Annotated in this window: 15 protein-coding genes; 5 read left to right on the forward strand and 10 right to left on the reverse strand. The window is 63.5% G+C overall.

The window, feature by feature from the left end; translation table 11 throughout:
* Window positions 1-73: 73 nt before the first annotated feature.
* The gene (locus PFU01S_RS09670; RefSeq protein ID WP_028687797.1) at window positions 74-1984 is read right to left on the reverse strand and encodes an AAA family ATPase; all 1911 of its coding nucleotides are present in this window, start codon (window positions 1982-1984) and stop codon (window positions 74-76) included.
* Window positions 1985-2085: 101 nt separating this feature from the next.
* Window positions 2086-2985 carry a helix-turn-helix domain-containing protein gene (locus PFU01S_RS09675; protein ID WP_028687796.1) on the reverse strand — a complete coding sequence of 300 codons (900 nt, stop codon included), beginning with the start codon at window positions 2983-2985 and terminating at the stop codon, window positions 2086-2088.
* Window positions 2986-3146: 161 nt separating this feature from the next.
* Between PFU01S_RS09675 and PFU01S_RS09680 the strand changes: the two genes are divergently transcribed.
* The 4 genes from PFU01S_RS09680 (at window position 3147) to PFU01S_RS09695 (ending at window position 9010) form a co-directional block, all read left to right on the forward strand.
* On the forward strand, window positions 3147-4505 hold the full coding sequence (locus PFU01S_RS09680) for a glutamine synthetase family protein (RefSeq protein WP_027916328.1): 1359 nt from the start codon (window positions 3147-3149) through the stop codon (window positions 4503-4505).
* Window positions 4506-4572: 67 nt separating this feature from the next.
* Window positions 4573-5661 carry a polyamine ABC transporter substrate-binding protein gene (locus tag PFU01S_RS09685; RefSeq protein ID WP_028687795.1) on the forward strand — a complete coding sequence of 363 codons (1089 nt, stop codon included), beginning with the start codon at window positions 4573-4575 and terminating at the stop codon, window positions 5659-5661.
* A gap of 13 nt (window positions 5662-5674) precedes the next feature.
* Window positions 5675-6970 (forward strand): NAD(P)/FAD-dependent oxidoreductase, encoded by a 1296-nt coding sequence (locus PFU01S_RS09690; RefSeq protein WP_028687794.1) that lies wholly within the window; start codon window positions 5675-5677, stop codon window positions 6968-6970.
* 120 nt (window positions 6971-7090) lie between these two features.
* Window positions 7091-9010 (forward strand): acyltransferase family protein, encoded by a 1920-nt coding sequence (locus PFU01S_RS09695; protein WP_033737093.1) that lies wholly within the window; start codon window positions 7091-7093, stop codon window positions 9008-9010.
* Between the two features lie 12 nt (window positions 9011-9022).
* On the opposite strand, the gene PFU01S_RS09700 is transcribed toward PFU01S_RS09695, so the two are convergent.
* Window positions 9023-10399, reverse strand: a complete 1377-nt coding sequence (locus PFU01S_RS09700) for an L-serine ammonia-lyase (protein ID WP_028687792.1) — start codon at window positions 10397-10399, stop codon at window positions 9023-9025.
* Between the two features lie 146 nt (window positions 10400-10545).
* Here PFU01S_RS09700 and PFU01S_RS09705 point away from each other — a divergent pair, with 146 nt between their 5' ends.
* Window positions 10546-11499, forward strand: coding sequence for a LysR substrate-binding domain-containing protein (locus PFU01S_RS09705; RefSeq protein WP_027916333.1), 954 nt, complete (start codon window positions 10546-10548; stop codon window positions 11497-11499).
* 38 nt (window positions 11500-11537) lie between these two features.
* Here PFU01S_RS09705 and PFU01S_RS09710 read toward each other — a convergent pair whose 3' ends face one another.
* From PFU01S_RS09710 to PFU01S_RS09740, 7 genes are all read right to left on the reverse strand, one after another.
* Window positions 11538-12959, reverse strand: coding sequence for an undecaprenyl-phosphate glucose phosphotransferase (locus PFU01S_RS09710; RefSeq protein ID WP_027916334.1), 1422 nt, complete (start codon window positions 12957-12959; stop codon window positions 11538-11540).
* A gap of 174 nt (window positions 12960-13133) precedes the next feature.
* Window positions 13134-13892, reverse strand: a complete 759-nt coding sequence (locus PFU01S_RS09715; RefSeq protein ID WP_028687791.1) for a WecB/TagA/CpsF family glycosyltransferase — start codon at window positions 13890-13892, stop codon at window positions 13134-13136.
* On the reverse strand, window positions 13892-15079 hold the full coding sequence (locus PFU01S_RS09720) for a glycosyltransferase family 2 protein (protein ID WP_028687790.1): 1188 nt from the start codon (window positions 15077-15079) through the stop codon (window positions 13892-13894). Before PFU01S_RS09720 ends, PFU01S_RS09715 begins: the two co-directional genes overlap by 1 nt.
* Window positions 15076-16278, reverse strand: coding sequence for a glycosyltransferase (locus PFU01S_RS09725; RefSeq protein WP_028687789.1), 1203 nt, complete (start codon window positions 16276-16278; stop codon window positions 15076-15078). Before PFU01S_RS09725 ends, PFU01S_RS09720 begins: the two co-directional genes overlap by 4 nt.
* A 49-nt stretch (window positions 16279-16327) precedes the next feature.
* The gene (locus PFU01S_RS09730) at window positions 16328-17332 is read right to left on the reverse strand and encodes a DUF535 family protein (protein ID WP_028687788.1); all 1005 of its coding nucleotides are present in this window, start codon (window positions 17330-17332) and stop codon (window positions 16328-16330) included.
* 9 nt (window positions 17333-17341) lie between these two features.
* Window positions 17342-18328 carry a glycosyltransferase family 2 protein gene (locus PFU01S_RS09735; RefSeq protein ID WP_028687787.1) on the reverse strand — a complete coding sequence of 329 codons (987 nt, stop codon included), beginning with the start codon at window positions 18326-18328 and terminating at the stop codon, window positions 17342-17344.
* Entirely contained in the window at window positions 18325-18849 is a 525-nt protein-coding gene (locus tag PFU01S_RS09740; RefSeq protein WP_027916340.1) for a serine O-acetyltransferase, read from the reverse strand. The genes PFU01S_RS09735 and PFU01S_RS09740 overlap by 4 nt, the downstream gene beginning before the upstream one ends.
* Between the last annotated feature and the right edge of the window lie 7 nt (window positions 18850-18856).

Genomic DNA, 18856 nt, shown 5'->3' on the forward strand with positions numbered 1-18856 from the left:
CCCCTGCCTGAAAGAACGAGCAGCGTTCAGCCGAGGTGCAATTGTTACCCACCCGGCTGACCCTCACTCTCCATCACCCCCGCCCCTGATCTTTCACCCAATCGAGCATCCCACCCGGCACGATCAGCTCATGTCGAGCCCTGGAACACGCCGTGTACAACCCCGCCAGCAACCGAGCGCGCTCGTTGCGATTGCCTGTCACCTGTTGCGGCACCATCAGCTCTGGCGACACCATCACCCGCGCGAACTCCATGTTTCTCACATCCCGAACCCGCCCCAGGAACAGCTTGGGCGCCTTGTCCCAGCGATAGCGGCTCTTGGCCTTGGCAAAGTGCTGCGCGGTATACCCCTTGCCCAGCATCGAAGCCACCGCGATGAACGCCTTGTCGTCCCCTTTGTGCTCGGCCAGCGCCTGCCAGCTGGCGTACCGGAACAGCATCGGGTGCCGGGGCCGGGTGCCGTGGCGGTACAGCTCGATGCAGTCTTCGACGAACAGCTCGAAGTCCTTGCGTGCCCCGTGCAGCATCACGAACGCGACCCCAAGGTGCGTCAGGCGCTGGAACCAACCGAACAGGCCCCACTCGTCCTCGACGATCAAGGCCGTTGGCTGCTCGGGCACGGTCACGCCGTCGAAGAAACTGACGCGCGTGTAATGCTCGGCACTGCCACTGAACGCGGCCTGGATGGCCGCCGGGTGCGCCTGAATCAACGGGTTGAGCACATTGTCCATGGCCGGCCCGACCCGCAACGAATGGTCGATGTAGCGTTGACGAATGAACCCGCCGTGGTGGGCGCTCAGGCCATTGAGGTTCTGCAACTCGTCACCCAGCGCAATCACCGACTGCGGGCTGCGGTCGAGCACCTCGAGCATGGGCGCTGACAATTCGTGGGCTTCGTCCACGATGACGTGGGTATAACGCGCATCGATCAGATAGCCGGTCAGGGCAAGCAATTTCACCCGGTGGTAATCACGCAGCGGCAACTGAATTTCCCTGGCCGGGGGGCGGATCAGCGCCTGCCAGTAAAGGCGCGCCGTTTCGAGCAGCACTTGCTGGTCCAGCGGCGTGATACCGGGCACGGACGACGGCAAGTGGTGCAAGCCAATCTGGGCGTCGCCGGTGTGGCAAAAGGCGCGCACCGCGCGTACGCACACACCCACCACGTCGACCGCCGACAGCGGGCCGACGTCGGGCAAGCCGAGCCAGCGCACGATCTGCGACTCCTGCGGGCGCCAGGACTGCCGGGTGCGATACGGGTCACGCAGTCGCCAGCCGGTACGGGTCAGGTCGCGGTTCAAGAGCTCATCGGCCAGTTGCCCGAACGTCATGGCCGTGTAGGCCGCGGCATCCTTTACCCGCGCCTGCAGCGCGCGCAGTTGCCCTTCGGTCAAGGCCAGCAGCAAGGTGCGCTGCGGATCGAGCAACCTGGCGAACTGATGGATCAGAAAGGTCTTGCCGGTGCCCGCAAAGCCCTGCACCGCCACTGACTCGTCCACCCCGCTGAGAAACTCACGCAACAGGCGGTTCTGCTGGTCACTGAGCTTGAGGTCACTGGCAAGCGACGGCAGGTGCACGGCATGCAGGGGCGTGACGCGCTGGCGATACAGGTCGGCGAACTGGTAGTTCCACTGCCCCTGATCGTCCAGCAATTCATCCGGCGAATAGGCGACCTCAGGCGATAGCAACGCGACGCCATTCTCGCCCAGCATGCCCAGGCCCATGGCGAACGCTTCGCGGTCGAACTGCTGCTGTACCTGCGCCTGAAAGCGCCCGGGCGCTGCCTGCTCGACCTGCTGGGCAATGCGCAGCACCTCGGCGAAGCGCCGCTCCTGGGCGTCGGCTGTGAGCGGCCTGGGTTGACGGGCCAGGTGCTGGACGAACAGCACGGCAGCCGCTTGCAGCACATCGGCAGCGGCCAGTGGATCGGCGCACGTGCCGCCGGCGAGGCTGTCGGCCTGGTCACTGGGCAAAGGCAGGTAGAACATCGGCACCTCAGGCGTTTATCAGGGCGGCACGATAGCAACTTTATCGCCCTGATGCAGGCACCAAACACCTGGGAGTTGTCATGCCGCAACTTGAGGGCTGCTCAAGCCTTGGCACGCCGTAACGTGTCACTGGGAAGTTCCTTGAACAAATGCCTGTAACTGTTTGAAAACCTTCCTAAATGCCAGAACGACCATTGCATCGCCACCTCGGCCACCGTGCCGCCGGCCCCATTCAACAAATCGCGCCGGGCGCCGTTCAGGCGTCTTAACCGCAACCACTGCGCAGGGGGCATCCCTGTGAAGGCTTTGAACGCCTGCTGCAACTGGCGTAGCGAAACGCCCGCAACGCTCGCCAGTTCGACCAGGTTAAGCGTCTGTTCGGGACAATCGGCGGCCCATTCACTGACACGGCGCATGATGGCCCGCGCCTCAACCTGTTGCCCCAGTGCCACGCCTTGCAAGCGCTGGCAGGCAGTGTCCAGGATGAACAGGCAATCGTGCAGCAGCTGCTCGGCCAGGGCTTGCCCCTGCACACGGCCCTGGGATTGTCCCAAGTGGGTCAGGGTGGCGCTCAGCCAACTGCCGAACAACGCCGTTTGCCCGCTGCCCAGCGGCACCATGAACAAGCCCTGAAGGCGTTCCAGGTCCAGCCCATGCCTGAGCAGGAAGGCCTGCTCGAACACCACGGCCACTTCCTGATAGTGCTCGGGGGTGATCCAGATGTTGCGGGTATGCTCATTGAGCAGGTACAGGTTGTTCTCGCTTCGGTCGAAGCAGAAGGTCAACGAGCCCTGCGGAGGCCGAAAGAATTGTTCCACGCGGGTGTTGAGACGTTCTTCGTACACCTGCAGCCCGTCCAGGCCCAGGCAGCGGAGCTCGCCGCTGAAATGACCCGGCGACATCTGCCGATAGTGCTGCTGCCACCCAGGTGTGACGCGGACCTGCTCGGTCACATCGTGAGTGTGATAAGCCTGGACTTGCAAGGCATCTGCGGTATTCACGCGACATCCTTTGTGCACTCTTATGGTGCATTCAACAGCGTAGAAAGTGGATAGATCGTAGCCGGGACTGCGACCAAGATAGTCGCCAGCGCGTCGACTGGGAAGCCAATGGCTGTTCACCTGTAATGCCGCGCACTCACCGATAACCTCAAGAGGTCCGTATGAACGCCCCCTTCGATCAGTTGTCCGCCTGGCTGAAAGAGCACCGCATCACCGAGGTCGAATGCGTCATCAGCGACTTGACCGGCATCGCCCGCGGCAAGATCGCCCCTACTGCCAAGTTCCTGCACGAACGCGGCATGCGCCTGCCCGAGAGCGTGCTGTTACAGACCGTCACCGGCGACTACGTCGACGACGATATCTACTACAGCCTGCTCGATGCGGCCGACATCGACATGATCTGCCGGCCTGACCCCAGCGCGGTGTATCAAATCCCCTGGGCTATCGAGCCGACCGCCATCGTGATCCATGACACCTTCGACAAACAGGGCAACCCGATCGAGCTGTCACCTAGAAACGTTCTCAAGAAAGTGCTGCAACTGTATGCCGATAAAGGCTGGCAACCCATCGTGGCTCCGGAGATGGAGTTCTACTTGACCCAGCGCTGCGAAGACCCCGATCTGCCATTGCAGGTGCCGCTGGGACGCTCCGGGCGTGCCGAGAGTGGGCGCCAATCGTTCTCCATCGACGCTGCCAACGAGTTCGACCCGTTGTTCGAGGATGTCTATGACTGGTGCGAGCTGCAGGGGCTGGACCTGGACACCCTGATCCACGAAGACGGCCCGGCGCAGATGGAAATCAATTTCCGTCACGGTGACGCGCTTGACCTGGCCGACCAAATCACCGTATTCAAGCGCACCATGCGCGAAGCGGCCCTCAAGCACAACGTGGCGGCCACGTTCATGGCCAAGCCCATCACCGATGAACCGGGTAGCGCCATGCACCTGCACCAAAGCGTGCTCGACGTGGCCACGGGCAAGCCGGTGTTCGCCAACGATGACGGGAGCATGAGCCAGTTGTTTCTGCACCACATCGGCGGCCTGCAACGGTACATACCCAAGTTGCTGCCGATGTTCGCCCCCAACGTCAACTCGTTCCGCCGGTTCCTGCCGGACACCTCCGCCCCGGTCAACGTCGAGTGGGGCGAGGAAAACCGCACCGCAGGCCTGCGCGTACCCACCTCCACACCCGAGTCGATGCGCGTGGAAAACCGCTTGCCGGGCGCAGACGCCAACCCTTACTTGGCCATCGCCGCCAGCCTGCTGTGCGGCTACCTGGGCATGGTCGAGCAGATCGACCCCAGCGCCCCGGTCCAGGGCCGGGCCTACGAACGGCGCAACCTGCGCCTGCCGATTACCATCGAGGATGCGCTGCAACACATGGAAGATTGCCAGACCGTCCAACGGTACCTGGGCAAGTCCTTCGTGCAAGGCTACGTGGCGGTCAAGCGCGCCGAGCATGAGAACTACAAGCGCGTCATCAGCTCATGGGAGCGTGAGTTCCTGATGCTGAGCGTCTGACCCTGCAGGGGCCGCAGCGCGGCCCTTCCATACCGCACACCCACAACAATGCCAACGAGGTGTCGTCATGCATTACCTGAAAGCCCTGATCCCTTCTGCATTCACCCTGTTGTTCGCGGCCACCAGCCAGGCGGCGCCGACGGTGAGCGTGTACAACTGGACCGACTATATCGGTGACACGACGCTGGCGGACTTCCAGGCCAGCTCCGGTATCAAGGTGGTGTACGACGTGTTCGACTCCAACGAGACCCTCGAAGGCAAGCTGCTGGCCGGTCGCACCGGCTATGACGTGGTGGTCCCGTCCAACCACTTCCTGGCCCGTCAGGCCCAGGCGGGCGCTTTCCTGCCGCTTGATCGCAGCAAGCTGACCAACTGGCAGCACCTGGACCCCAAATTGCTCAAATTGCTGGAGCAGAACGATCCCGGTAACCGCTATGCAGTGCCCTACCTGTGGGGGACCAACGGCATCGGCTACAACGTGGACAAGGTCAAGGCAGCATTGGGTATCGATCGAGTGGACTCCTGGGCGGTGCTGTTCGAGCCCGAAAACCTCAAGAAACTCAAGCAGTGCGGCGTGGCCTTCATGGATTCTCCCGACGAATTGTTCCCAGCCATGCTCAACTACCTGGGCATGGACCCGCGCAGCGAAAACGCAGCGGACTATCCCAAAGCCGAGGCGCGCCTGCTGGCCCTGCGGCCCTATATCACGTACTTCCACTCCTCCAAATACGTATCGGACCTGGCCAACGGCAACATCTGCATCGCGTTTGGCTATTCGGGCGATGTGTTCCAGGCGGCCAACCGCGCGGCGGACGCCAAAAATGGCGTGAAGATCGCCTACAGCATCCCCAAGGAGGGCAGCAACCTGTGGTTCGACCTGCTGGCCATCCCCAAGGATGCCAACAACCCCGAGCAGGCCCTGGCCTTCATCAACTACCTGCTCGACCCACAGGTCATCGCCAAGGTGAGCGCGACGGTCGGTTATGCCAATGCCAACCCCGATGCCAAGGCATTCATGGACCCGGCGCTGGTGAACAACCCCGAGGTCTACCCCCCTCAGGAGGTGCTGGACAAGCTGTACATCTCCACGACACAGAGTCCGAAGATCATGCGCCTGATGACGCGCTCCTGGACCAAGATCAAGTCCAATCGCTGAGTGAGCACGCCCCATGACTTTACCTGCCGAACATGCCGCGTCCTACTATGCGGCCACTGCCCGTGATACCAACCGCTACCCGCACCTGGAGGGCGACATCGATGCCGATGTGTGCGTCGTCGGCGGTGGCCTGACAGGGGTCAACACTGCGCTGGAACTCGCCGAGCGCGGCCTGTCGGTGGTGCTGCTCGAAGGCCGGCGCGTGGGCTGGGGCGCCAGCGGGCGCAACGGCGGCCAGCTGATCCGTGGTATCGGCCACGACGTCAACGGCTTCGCCCGGTACGTGGGCGAGGACGGCGTGCGGTATCTGAAGCAGGCAGGCATCGACTCGGTCACCCTGGTGGCTGAGCGGATCGCCCGCCATGGCATAGAATGCGACCTGCGCTGGGGCTTCTGCGAGCTGGCCAATACCCCCGCCCAGTTCGCTGCCTTTGGCGCCGAACAGCAGGAGCTGGCGGCGCTGGGATACCAGCCGCACACCTACCGGGTGCCGGCAGAGCGGCTGCGCGAGGTGGTGGGCAGCGACCGCTACGCAGGCGGCATGGTGGACATGGGCTCAGGGCACCTACATCCCCTGGATCTGGTGCAGGGCGAAGCTCGAGCGGCGCAGTCCCTGGGGGTGCAGATCTTTGAACAGAGCCCCGTGCTTCGCATCGACCACGGCTCCACGGTAACGGTGCACACCGCACACGGCAAAGTGCGCGCTGCCAGCCTGGTACTCGGTTGCAATGCCCACCTTGAGGGCCTGGAACCCAGACTCAGCGGCAAGGTGCTGCCGGCGGGCAGCTACGTGGTCGCAACCGAACCACTGGAGGAAGCGGTCGCGAAGTCGCTCATCCCCCAGAACATGGCCTTGTGTGATCAAAAAGTGGGCCTGGACTACTATCGGCTGACCGCCGACAGGCGCTTGCTGTTCGGCGGTGCCTGCCACTACTCCGGGCGCGATCCTCGCGACATCGCCGCGTACATGCGGCCCAAGGTACAGCGGGTGTTCCCGCAGTTGGGCGAAGTGCGCATCGACTACCAATGGGGCGGCATGATCGGCATCACTGCCAACCGCTTCCCGCAGGTCGGACGACTACGTGATCACCCCAACGTCTACTATGCCCAAGGTTATTCGGGCCATGGGCTGAACGTCACACACTGGACGGCCAGGCTGCTCGCCCAAAGCATCGCGCTGGGGCAAAGCAAGGGGCTGGATGTGTTCAGCGCCGTGCCGCACCTCACGTTCCCCGGCGGCAGAGCGTTGCGCTCACCTCTGCTGGCCCTTGGCATGTTGTGGTACCGGCTGCGCGAGGCCTTGGGGTGAAGACGTTCAGGTATAGGCCAAGGGCCATGTGGTAGTGTGCGCCCCTTGAAATGCACGGTCACGCCGACCCTGCCAAAAGGAAGCGGGCCACCAGGCCCAGGCCAGATCAGGACCCCTCCCATGCTGTTCCACAAGAACATCAACGCCTTGCGTGCGTTGGCTGTCGTATCGGTCGTGCTGTACCACTTCAAGATCCCGGGGTTCTCGGCCGGGTTTCTCGGCGTGGATGTGTTCTTCGTGATTTCGGGCTACCTGATGACGCGGATCATCGTGAGCGGCCTGCACAAACAGCAGTTCTCGCTGATCGGCTTCTACGCGGCCAGGGCCAGGCGAATCATTCCGGCCCTGCTGGGGTTGTGCATCGCCCTGGCAGTGTTCGGGTATTTTTTCCTGGCAACGGACGACTACCGGGAATTGCTGCGCACCAGCAAGCAAAGCCTGCTGTTCACGTCCAACCATTATTTCGCCCGTGACGGCAGTTATTTCGACGCACCGCTTCAGGAAAACTGGCTGCTGCACACCTGGTCGCTGTCGGTGGAGTGGCAGTTCTACCTGATTTACCCAGTGATCATGATGGGCCTGCACAAGGTGTTTGCACTGCCAACCTTCAAGCGCCTTGTGTTGGCGCTTGGTGTCGGTTCCCTGGTGTTCTCGGCGCTCTACACCCCAGGCCATCCGGTCGCATCGTTCTTCCTGCTGCCCACCCGGGCCTGGGAAATGCTCGCTGGGGGGCTGGTGTTTTTGTATCCGCTCGCGCTTTCGCCCAGGGCTGCGGCACTGTGCGAAGGCCTGGGCCTTGCGCTGATTGCAGGCGCCCTGGCACTGCTGCCCCACGATGCTACTTGGCCGGGTTACCTGGCGCTGGTGCCGGTGATCGGCACCGTGTTGGTGATCCACGCCAATGCCAACAGCCTGTTCGCACGCAACCGGGCGCTGGCATTTCTGGGCAAGACGTCGTATTCGATCTACCTGTGGCACTGGCCTTTGGTGGTGTTGCTCTATACCTGCGGGCTACTACACGACTGGCGCGCGGTGACCTGTGCGGTGCTGTTGTCGGTTGCGCTGGGCGCGGCATCCTATGGGTTGATCGAAAGCAGGACACGCGCCCTGAAGCGCCCGGTACTGGGCCTTGTCCGCTACGCGGGCATGGGCCTGGTGTGGGTGGCAACGGCCGGCGCCGTGGCCTCGGCGATCAAGCACAACCCGCAACTGCGCTGGACCCAGGATGACGGCAAGCCAGAATACGAAAGCAAGCTGTACGCACAGCACTGCGACACCAACGCGTACGGGGCCTCGCAGTGCGTGTTGGGCACCGGCGACATCTCGGCCCTTTTGCTGGGCGACAGTCATGCCCAGTCAACCGCTGCGGCCTTGATGCTGGAAAACCCCGGCGCGGCCATGGGCTGGGCCCGGGCCGGCTGCCCTACCCTGATCGACTTCGAAATGGGCGACAAGGACGTCGAGCAGCACTGCAAAGCTTTCAACGCCGACAAGTTCGCCAAACTGGCTACGGACTACCCCGGCGTCCCCCTGTTCCTGTTCAGCCGGGCAGCGCTGTATACCGACCAGCGTCGGCACAGTGGCTACAGCGTCTATTTCAACGGCGACAAGCACCAAAGCGGCCCGGCATTCGAACGGCAGTTCATCCAGACCTACACCCAAACGGTCTGCATGCTGGCACGCAATCGCCCGGTGTATATCGTCAAGCCAGTGCCGGAAATGCCGTTCAGTGTGTACAAGGGCCTGACCCTGCAGCATCGGCTACTGGGCATGAACAGCGACATCGTTACGCCTGTCAGCGAGTACCAGGCCCGCAACCGCCTGGCCCTGGAAGCCATCGAGACGGCGGCCGAACGCTGCCACGCAGGTATCGTCGACCCGGTGCCCTACCTGTGTCCGGACGGCAGGTGCATGGGTTCCAAGGACGGGAGGCCGCTGTATTTCGATGACAACCACTTGATCGACGCGGGCAACGAACAACTCAAGGGCCTATTCAAGCAGGCCCTGCACAGCAACACGGGTTCGACTGCCGTGCGCTGAAGCGCAGGGTGCTCAACACTCGACGAACGCAACGGCCAAGCCGCCGCGAGAGGTTTCCTTGTAGTTGGCGTGCATGTCCGCCCCGGTGTCGCGCATGGTGCGGATGACGCGGTCCAGGGAAATGAAGTGCTCTCCATCACCGCGCAGCGCCATCTGCACGGCATTGATCGCCTTGACCGCGGCGATGGCATTGCGCTCGATGCAAGGTACCTGTACCAGGCCGCCGACCGGGTCACAGGTCAGGCCCAGGTTGTGCTCCAGGGCGATTTCAGCGGCGTTTTCCAGTTGCGCCGGTGTCGCGCCCAGCAGCTGCGCCAGGCCTGCGGCTGCCATCGAGCACGCCGAGCCCACCTCGCCCTGGCAGCCCACCTCGGCGCCGGAAATCGACGCGTTCTTCTTGCACAGGATGCCCACCGCCGCAGCCGCCAGGAGGAAATCCACCACGTCGTCATCGCAGGCGCCGGGGTTGAATTTCATGAAGTAGTGCAACACGGCCGGGATGATGCCAGCTGCGCCATTGGTGGGTGCGGTGACCATGCGACCACCGGCGGCATTCTCTTCATTGACAGCCAGGGCGAATAGGTTGACCCACTCCATGGCGCTCAAGGTAGAACCGATGACATTGGGCTTGCCCAGCTCTTGCAAGCTGCGGTGCAACTTGGCCGCCCGGCGCTTGACCTGCAAGCCGCCTGGCAATACGCCCTCGTTGCGCAGCCCATTGTCGACGCACTCGCGCATGGCAGCCCAGATGCGCAGCAGCCCGTCCCGCACCTGCGCTTCGGGTCGCCAGGCGCATTCGTTGGCCATCATCATCTGGGCCACGCTCAGGCCATGCTGGCCGCACAGCGCCAGCAGCTCGGCTGCGCTGTCGAACTCGTAGGGCAGCGTGACGGTTGGCGCCAGCCCCGCGGGCGCGGTCAGCTCGGCCTCCTCGACAATGAAGCCGCCGCCCACCGAATAGTAGGTCTGGTGCAGCAGGCTGGTCTGCGCGTCGAACGCCTCCAGGCGCATGGCGTTGGGGTGATAAGGCAGGTTTTCATCGAGCAACAGCAGGTCGCGGGCGTAGTCGAACGCCACGGGATGGCTGCCGTCGACCATCAGGCAGTGCTCCTGCAGTACCTGGCCGATGCGCGAGTCGATGCTGGCAGGATCGATGCGGTCCGGCCACTGTCCCATCAGGCCCAGAAGGCAGGCCCGGTCGGTCGCATGGCCCACGCCAGTGGCCGAGAGCGAGCCGTACAGGCGTACTTCGACACGCTGGGTGCTTCGGAGCAGGCCCTGCTCGCGCAGCGCTTGGGCAAATGTGGCGGCGGCGCGCATCGGTCCAACCGTGTGCGAACTGGAGGGGCCGATACCTATCTTGAAAAGGTCGAAAACACTGATAGCCATGCTAATACCTGACGGGCGGTTGCTGCTGCCAAAACACCCAACGCTTGGAAACCCAGGGCGCACAGGCCCGTTTCGCGAGATACTGCGCGCCTGTGCTACAAATGACCAACGAAACTTCCTAAGCCAGCCTTTAGCAGGACTAAACCATGAGACGTCAACTGACAGGGCAATCCTTCGTCTGGCTGCACGTGTTCGCCTGTGCTGCCCGCCACCTGTCGTTCACCCGCTGCGCCGAAGAGCTGCATATCACCCCGGGGGCCGTGAGCCAGCAGATGCGCCAGCTGGAGGAACGGCTGGGTTATCGGCTGTTCCTGCGCCGCGCCCGTGGCGTGGAACTGAGTGCCGAAGGCCAGCGCCTGGCACAGACGGTGGCCGATGCCTATGGCAGCATCGAGGCCGAACTGCTGCGCCTGGATGCAGGTGAAATTCGCGGCACCGTACGGGTGCGCTCGATCCCATCGTTTCTGGCCAAATGGCTGACGCCGCGGCTGTCACGTTTCCAGCAGCGCTATCCCGACATCGAGCTGCGGCTGGTGGCCGAGGACAGCGCACAGGCACTGACGCCTGGGGATTTCGACCTTGCGATCGACCTGAATGACGGCAGCTACCCGGGCATGCTGTCGACGCCGCTGCTGGCCGAGCAGATCTTCCCGGTCTGCTCCCCGGCCCTGCTGCGTGGGCGCCCCCCGCTGCACGGGCCAGCGGACCTGGTGCATTACCCGTTGCTGCACGACATCACGGCGTGGCGAGGCAGCTCGGAATATGCCGAATGGGAGTTCTACCTGGAGGGCATCGGCGCGTCGGCGCAACCCGTTCGGCGTGGCCACACCTTCAACCGCAACCACTTGACCATCGAGGCGGCCATTGCGGGCCTTGGCGTGGCCATTGCCCGGCGTACTCTGCTCAACGACGAACTGGAGCGCGGCGCGCTGATCGTGCCATTCGGGGTCGCCATCCCCAACCACAAGCGCTACGTGGTGCACTACCCACCCGGCGGGTTGAACCAGCCCGGCGCGCGTGCGGTACACGACTGGCTGGTGGCAGAAGCGCAAGCATTTCGTGAATTGCATCCTCTGTCTGGCGCACCGCAAGACCTCTAGCGCAGAGCACCGAGGATGCTTGGAAGCGGTTAGGGTCGCTAATACGCCTGCTTGCCGGTAAAAGCGTTGAGGGTGCGCACCAGGATCACGAAATCCAGCCACAGGGACCAGTTGTTGATGTACTCGATGTCCGAATCGACGCGCTGGATCATCTGCTCGATGTCCTTGGTTTCACCCCTGAAGCCTCGCACCTGGGCAAGGCCGGTCATGCCCGGCTTGATGTTGTGGCGCGCAAAATAGTCGACGATGTCCTGGGAGTACAACGTGTCATGCTGCAACGCATGGGGCCTTGGGCCAACCAGTGACATCTCGCCCGTCAGCACGTTGAACAACTGTGGCAGCTCATCGAGGCTGGTGCGCCTGATGAACGCGCCGACCCGGGTCAAGCGCGGGTCGTTCTTCTGCGCCTGCTTGATCTGCCCGGCTTCGGGCTGGTGAACATGCATGCTGCGAAACTTCCAGATCCGAAACGACTCCCCGGTCCAGCCCGTGCGTTCCTGCCGGAAGAACACCGGGCCTGGGCTGTCGAGCTTGATTGCCAGGGCCACGGCCAGTAACACGGGCGATGCACACAGCAGAATCAGTGCCGCCAGGATGCGATCCTCGAGGTTCTTCAGGAACAGGCTCATGCCAGTCAAAGGGGTTTCGGACAAGGTCAGAACGGGAATGCCGGCGATTTCGCGCACGCTGTGATTGATCAGGCGCAGGGAGAAAATGTCGGGCACCCAGTTGACCGCGATGCACTTGTCGAGCAATTTGAAATAGACGTCGCTGATGACTTGCGAGCCTCCAAGGGGCGTTACCAGGTAGACCGTGCGAATGCCATGCTGGGCGACGATGCCGTCCAGATCACCGATATGCCCGAGCACCGGCAGGCGCTGCTTGCCTTGCTCAACGTCGTCGCCATGCGGCGCGGCCTCTGCAGTCAACACGCAGCCCACCACCCGTTCCCCGAACCAGGGGTTGCTGCTGATTTTCTGATAGAGAAAATTGGCCAGGTCCCCGTCGCCGATGATCAGGGCGTTCTCCAGGCGAGCGTGGGCGGTAAAGCGTTTTTGCAGTTCACGCACGGCAAAATGCAGGAACAGCTGGGCGATGTAGCCGATGACGAACAGTTCCACCACCAGCAACCGTGAGTAGGTTTCGCTCTGCTTGGTCAGAAAGGCCATGACCACCAGGAAGCAGAACGTCGCTGACCACGCCTTGAACAGCCGGAACGCCTTGATCGACAGCCCGACGTTGGTGCGATAGATGGCGTAGTGATCGTAAATGACCGCCAGCGCCCCGATCAGCAGCAACAGCATGATGACGTAGTCGGATGTGATGTAGCCGAACTGGTCGTAGATCAGGTACCAGGCGATGCCGGTCACCGCTACGCCATCCAGACCGGCTTGCACGGCGTTGCTGACACTGCTTCTGCGCTGAAGCAAAGACCGGCTGCTTCGGGGTTCGAACACCATTTCAGACCTCATCGATGGGTGCATGGCCAGGGCCTGTGATCGCCCCTTGATACTGAAGAACAGCGTTGGCGAAGCCGGTAAAGCAGCAGGCGCGCTCGGGTGTGTGTAGCCGTGATATCACTGTAGCAGCCCGTCCTTGGGTGCGCGGTGCCTTTGGGCAACCGCGCCATGTCGTCAGTCGCCAGGGTGCGGCGCTCGCTCTGCCTGGGCGAACCGCCGCGCGCGTAACAGAAATAGCGGATTGCCAACCACGTAGCGCATGAACAGCCGCCGTGGCTCGCACAACAGGCGGTACAACCATTCCGCACCCAGGCGCCTGATCCAGGCCGGTGCGCGATGGACCTTGCCGCCCATGAAATCCAGCACGGCGCCGCCGCAAACGATCGTGCACGCCAGGCCGGTGCGTTTGAGCGCAGCCGCCACCGCCTCCTGCTTGGGCATGCCCATGCCCAGCACGATGAGATCCGGCCGGTGCTTGGTCGCCAGGCGCAGGTAGGTCGGCACGTCGGCGAAGCCGTCATGCACCGAAACCGGCGTGACGCCATAGGTGGCAACGCAGCACTGAACAGCCTGCTCCAGGAAGGGCTGGCGGGTGCCCCAGAAGGCCACGCGGCGCCCACCATAGGCGTGCACCAACCGAGGAATGAAATCGGTCCCATTCATGTTCAACCCTGGCGCCAACCCAAGCTGCCGGTACAGCATCGCCATGCCCGAGCCATCGCGCAGCAGCACATCGGCCCCCAGCAGCGCCTCACCATAGGCGTCATCGCTAACGATCAGGTTCATGGCATGGGCATTGACGAAGCCCAGCACGGTCGGGGCTACAGGGGCAGCCAAGCCTTGCAGCAGGCGCTCGGCAGCCTCGTCGTCCTGGATCACCTGCAACTGGTCGATGACCGCGTGCCATCGTGCTCGCCACTGCTCACCGGCCATCAATCCTCCTCCCGGCGGGAGCGCACCCACTCCACCTGGCGTTTGATCAGAAAACCCACGTACACCGGGACCTTGCGCAAGGCGTAGAACGGCGCGTAAAGCAGCACCGAGAACGGAATCACGTCGCGGCAGAACCGCGCCCAGGCCAGCAGCACCGCAAGCGCCAGTAACAGCAACGCACTTAGCGCCATCCAGGCAGGTATCGCAATGCCTGCCACGGCGTAGGCCAACCAGGTAAGGGCGTTGAGCCCCAACAGCATCAGGACCAGCAAGGCCAGCGGAGGCACCAGCACGTCCAGCGTCAAACCGGCCAAGGCCAGGTTGCGCTGGCGCACGGCAGCCCAGGCGCGACGGGGCGCATCGGCCAGCATCAGCCCCAGGTGCCCGTGCTCCCAACGCGTGCGTTGGCTGTTCAGGCCCTGCTCGCTAGTGGGGAACTGACTGGTGACCAGCGCCTGCGGGCAAAACAATGGCGGCGTGCCCCGCTGGCAGAGGTCCAGGCCCAACTTCACATCTTCGACCAGATGCCCGTTGGCCAAGTCCACGGCGGCCAAGTCCTGCCAAGGGAACGCCATGCCCGAGCCCATCAACTGGCACGGCAGGCCCACCCGTGCCCAGCCACGGGGCCGGACCAGGTTCTTGACCCGCCAGGCGAACTCGGCCACCTGCACCTTGAGACCGGCACCTGCCGGCGCCCTCATGAGGTACAGCGCCTGCACGGGTCGGCCGCTCTGTGCGCAGCGACGGGCCAACTGCTCGAGCGCACCTTTCTCTGCACGGCAATCGGCATCGACGATGATCACCACCTGGCGTGGGTCGGCGGCCAGGTGACGCATGCCGAAGTCCAGCGCATAGCCTTTGCCCCGGCGCAAGGCATCCTGACGCACGACCACCTCGGCGCCGCCCTCCTCGGCCCGCCGCGCCGTGTCGTCGCTGCAGTTGTCGGCCACAACCAGCAGGCGGTCACCGGCTTGCAGTTGCGGCACGAGGCTCGCGAGCGTTGCGCCGATGATGCTCGCCTCGTCATGGGCCGGCACCAGCACGGCCACCTGCGGGCGCGCCTGGGCAGCGGCAGGTTGTGCACGAGCGGGCAGGTACGCCAGCAACACCTGCCCCAGCAGTACCAGCACCGGAACCGATACCAGGAACGCCAGTGCCCCCAGCAAGAACGTCAATACAGTGATCATGCCGTTGCCTTGAAATACTCGGCCAACCGGGCCGCCTCAGTGTCGACATCATGCCGTTCCAATACCCGAGCATGGCCGGCTGCGCCCATGCGCTGCAGCGCCTCGACGGGCTGCTGGAGGCACTCGGCGATGGCTTCGGTCAATTGTTCGACGTCGCCCGCCGGCACCAGCCAGCCGTTCTCGCCGGGGCGCACCAGCTCGGGGATACCTGCCACGTAGGTGCTCAGCACTGGACGGCGCAGCGCCATGGCTTCCATCAAGACCACGGGTAGCCCTTCGGCAAAACTGGGCAGCACCAGGGCACGCGCCGCCAGGATGTGCTCGCGCACTTGCGCACTGCCAATCCAGCCAGTGATGCGCACCTGGTGCTGCAAGCCATGATGGGCGATCAACCGTTCTATCTCCCCACGCAGCTCGCCATCACCGGCCAGCACCAGTTCGAAGGCGATGGCACGCGCCGCCAAACGGGAGGCAGCTTCGAGCAACAGCAACTGGCCTTTCTGCTCGCACAGGCGACCCACGCAAACCAGTCTCGGCGCCTGGGGTATCGCCACGCTAGGCACTTCATGAAACGCACGCTCCAGACCGCAATGCACTACCTTGACCTTTGGCCAGTGGGCGTGCGCCACCCAGCGATACAGCTGACTGCGTCCGTAGGCACTGACCGCTGCCACGAAAGCGGCTCGGTCGACCTTTTCGCCTAGGTGCAGGAACTGCGGTTTGTCGAACTCCTCCGGTCCGTGAACAGTGAAGCTGAAAGGCGGCCCACCCAGTGCATGGACGAGCATGACGACCTCAGCGGAGTTGGTGCCAAAGTGGGCATGGACGTGGGAGGCCCCGCTTTGCTGCAGCCAGAGCAGTACCTGACAGGCTTCGGCCAGGTACACCAAATGATACGGCCAGGTGCGGTCCGCCCTGTATCCCATGCGCAAGGCCAGGTTCAGGGTGTGCAGGAACCGCCGTGGCTGTGCCCGCAGCACGTGCCAGAGGGGTTTGAGCAAACCCGACAGCCCTTGCTGCAGCACATAAACCGTTTTGGCTTTCTCGCAGTCGTCCTCGGGATCCTGCACCTCGGCGTCCCATCCGCGCAGGGCAATGCGCTGTACCGTAATGCCCAGGCGTTCAAGCGCCAGGATTTCGCGCCGTATGAAACTGTGACTCACTTTCGGGTACTGATTGACGAAGTAAGCAATACGCATACAAATCCAGATCCAAACCCGCTTGATGACCCCCCGCGCCCGACAAGCCTTATGAACGGCCTTCTGTCAGGGGCGGAGCGTCCACTGCCGATGCATGCCCAGCGCATGCATCCCCTTGTAGTTCTTGTAGTTCATGGTTCCCGGCAGCGCCTGCCAAAGCCTCGTGCATGCGCGTGAAAACATCGTCGAGCAACGCCTGCCGGCGGCGGTACATGGCCCGTTTCTTGGCGGGAATATCCGAATCGGCGCGCTGTGCAGCCACCAGGGGCAGCTCGAAGAAACCGTTGCCGGGCGTCGGTTGGCCGCCGTGCTCCTGCCAGATAGCATCGTAGTCGGCCGCCAGTTCCCGGGCGGTGTCGGCGCCAAAATAAGGATGACGGTGGTGCCTGCAACGGTCGCTGACGGCCAGTATGCGATCGACCGAAAGCGAGCGCGCCAGGCATTTGAGCGCTTCGAGCACCAGGCTGCGCGGGCGCAGGCCTTCGAAATGCTTGGTCAGGTCGCGATAGATGGACAGGGATGTTTCGCTGTCGATGCCTTTGTGGATGCCTTGCACCGCGCCAATGAACAGCGTCAACGTGTTTGCGTCCCTGCACAGGGTGAAGGCGAGTGACGCGACCCGCAGGTCGCCCTGAAACAGGTTCAGGACCAACTCGCCTTCGCGTTTGAACCAGATCGGCCGGTCCAGTACCAGGCTGCAAGCGGGTGAATGATCCCCCAGGTCGCACAACACACGGCGTTCATCGCGGCCTGTGACCAGAAGCCCCGGCGCTTGTGCAGTCACCACTTCGAAATGCGAGGCCACGGCATCTAACCGTTGGGCCACGCTCCAGGCACTACTGATGTAGGGCCATTGCACCATGCCCAGCGCGTCGTCGCCCATGCGCTGGCGCCATTGTGGGCCCAGTGCAGTCGTCATGCGTCCCATGAAGCGCACAAGCGCGTGGCGATGGCTCATCATCAGCAGGGCCAGCGCGCACTTGCTCTTCACGGCGCGCGGGGTGAAACCGGGTTGCAACGTCGATACGCGGGTCACGAGGCGGACAAGCATCATGGGGTCATCTCACTTGTACTCGATCAGCGCTGATTTGCCGGGCAACAGCCGCTGGCGCCAGAATTTGAGTTGGCCCACTGCCTCTGGGAACTTGCCCAGCACCAGAAACAAGGCCTGCAACCTGCGTTGCCGGGGCGCCAGGGCGCCACGCCTGGCCAACCGCAGGATTTGCAGTGGGTACAGCAGCAAGAGCGCCAGCCCCCCTGCCCCGAACATCAGACAAGCCAACAGTGTCAGCAGCGGAATCCCCAGCCCCCAGACCCAGGCACGGCGGGACTCACGCACCCAGTGCCGCTCGGGTGCAGCACCGTGCAACCAAGCGCCTTCGGCATAGGCGTAGCCGGCGCGCATGCTGCGTCGCCACCATTGGCTGAAGCGCGTCATGGCCGCATCGTGCAGGGTCATTTCGGCGTCCAGGCGCCAGACTTTCCAGCCCGCGGCTCGCAAACGCACGCACAGTTCCGGCTCTTCGCCGGCAATCAGCCCCGTCCGGAAGCCCCCTACGCTGGCGAACGCCTGGGCGCGCATCAACGCGTCACCGCCACAGGCCTTGGCTTGTCCAACCGGGGTGTCCCACTCCAGGTCGCACAACTGGTTGTACACGCTTTGCTGGGCAAACCGCTCGCGCCGCCGCCCACAGACCACCGCCACCTGCGCGTGCCGTTGCAGGAAGGCGTGGGCAGTGGGCAACCACTGGGGGTCGATCTCGCAGTCGCCATCAACGAACTGCACCATGTTCAGGCCAGGCTGCAGCTGGTGCAGCCGGGCGAAACCTTCGTTGCGCGCGCGGGCGGCGGTGAATGGAATGCTCAAGTCCAAGGCCAGGACGTGCACATCCAACTGATGCGCGAGCTGAACCGAGCCATCGGTCGAACCGGAATCCACGTACACCACCGTATCGACACGGGCCACCAGCGCACGCAGGCAGCGCTCCAGGCGCTGGCCCTCGTTGCGACCGATCACCACGACGCCGACCGCCTCCAGTTGTGTGCTCACGGCATCACCTGCGTCGCGGGGCTGTGCCTGGGCTTGATCACGGCCGGCACGCCGACCGCAATGCAGTTGTCCGGCACATCCACCAGCACGACCGCATTGGCGCCGATCACCACATTGTTACCAATGCGTATATCGCCCAGGATCTTGGCGCCGGTGCCAATGTCGACATTGTTGCCGAACACGGGCGCCACAGGCCGATCGACCTGCTTGAGCCCCACCACCACACCGTTGCGAATGCGGCAGTCGTCACCGAACCGGGCATAGCCGCTGACGATGATGCCGCCGAAATGATCGATGACGAAATGCCGGCCCACTACCGCCTCGCAGGGCAGTTCGACCCCGGTCAGGATCTGTACCAGCTTGAACAACACCTTGTAGACCAGCGAACAGAGCTTGCGCAGCGGGGCGGGCCTCACGCCATAGCGCCAGCGGCCAAATCGGTAGACCAGCATCACCCAGAACCCCTGGGCTCCCCAATCGCCCCCATGGGCCCGCAAATCGGCACGAATATTCTCGAACATGGTGCGC

It is taken from the genome of Pseudomonas fulva NBRC 16637 = DSM 17717 (assembly GCF_000730565.1).
GTDB classification, from domain to species: domain Bacteria; phylum Pseudomonadota; class Gammaproteobacteria; order Pseudomonadales; family Pseudomonadaceae; genus Aquipseudomonas; species Aquipseudomonas fulva.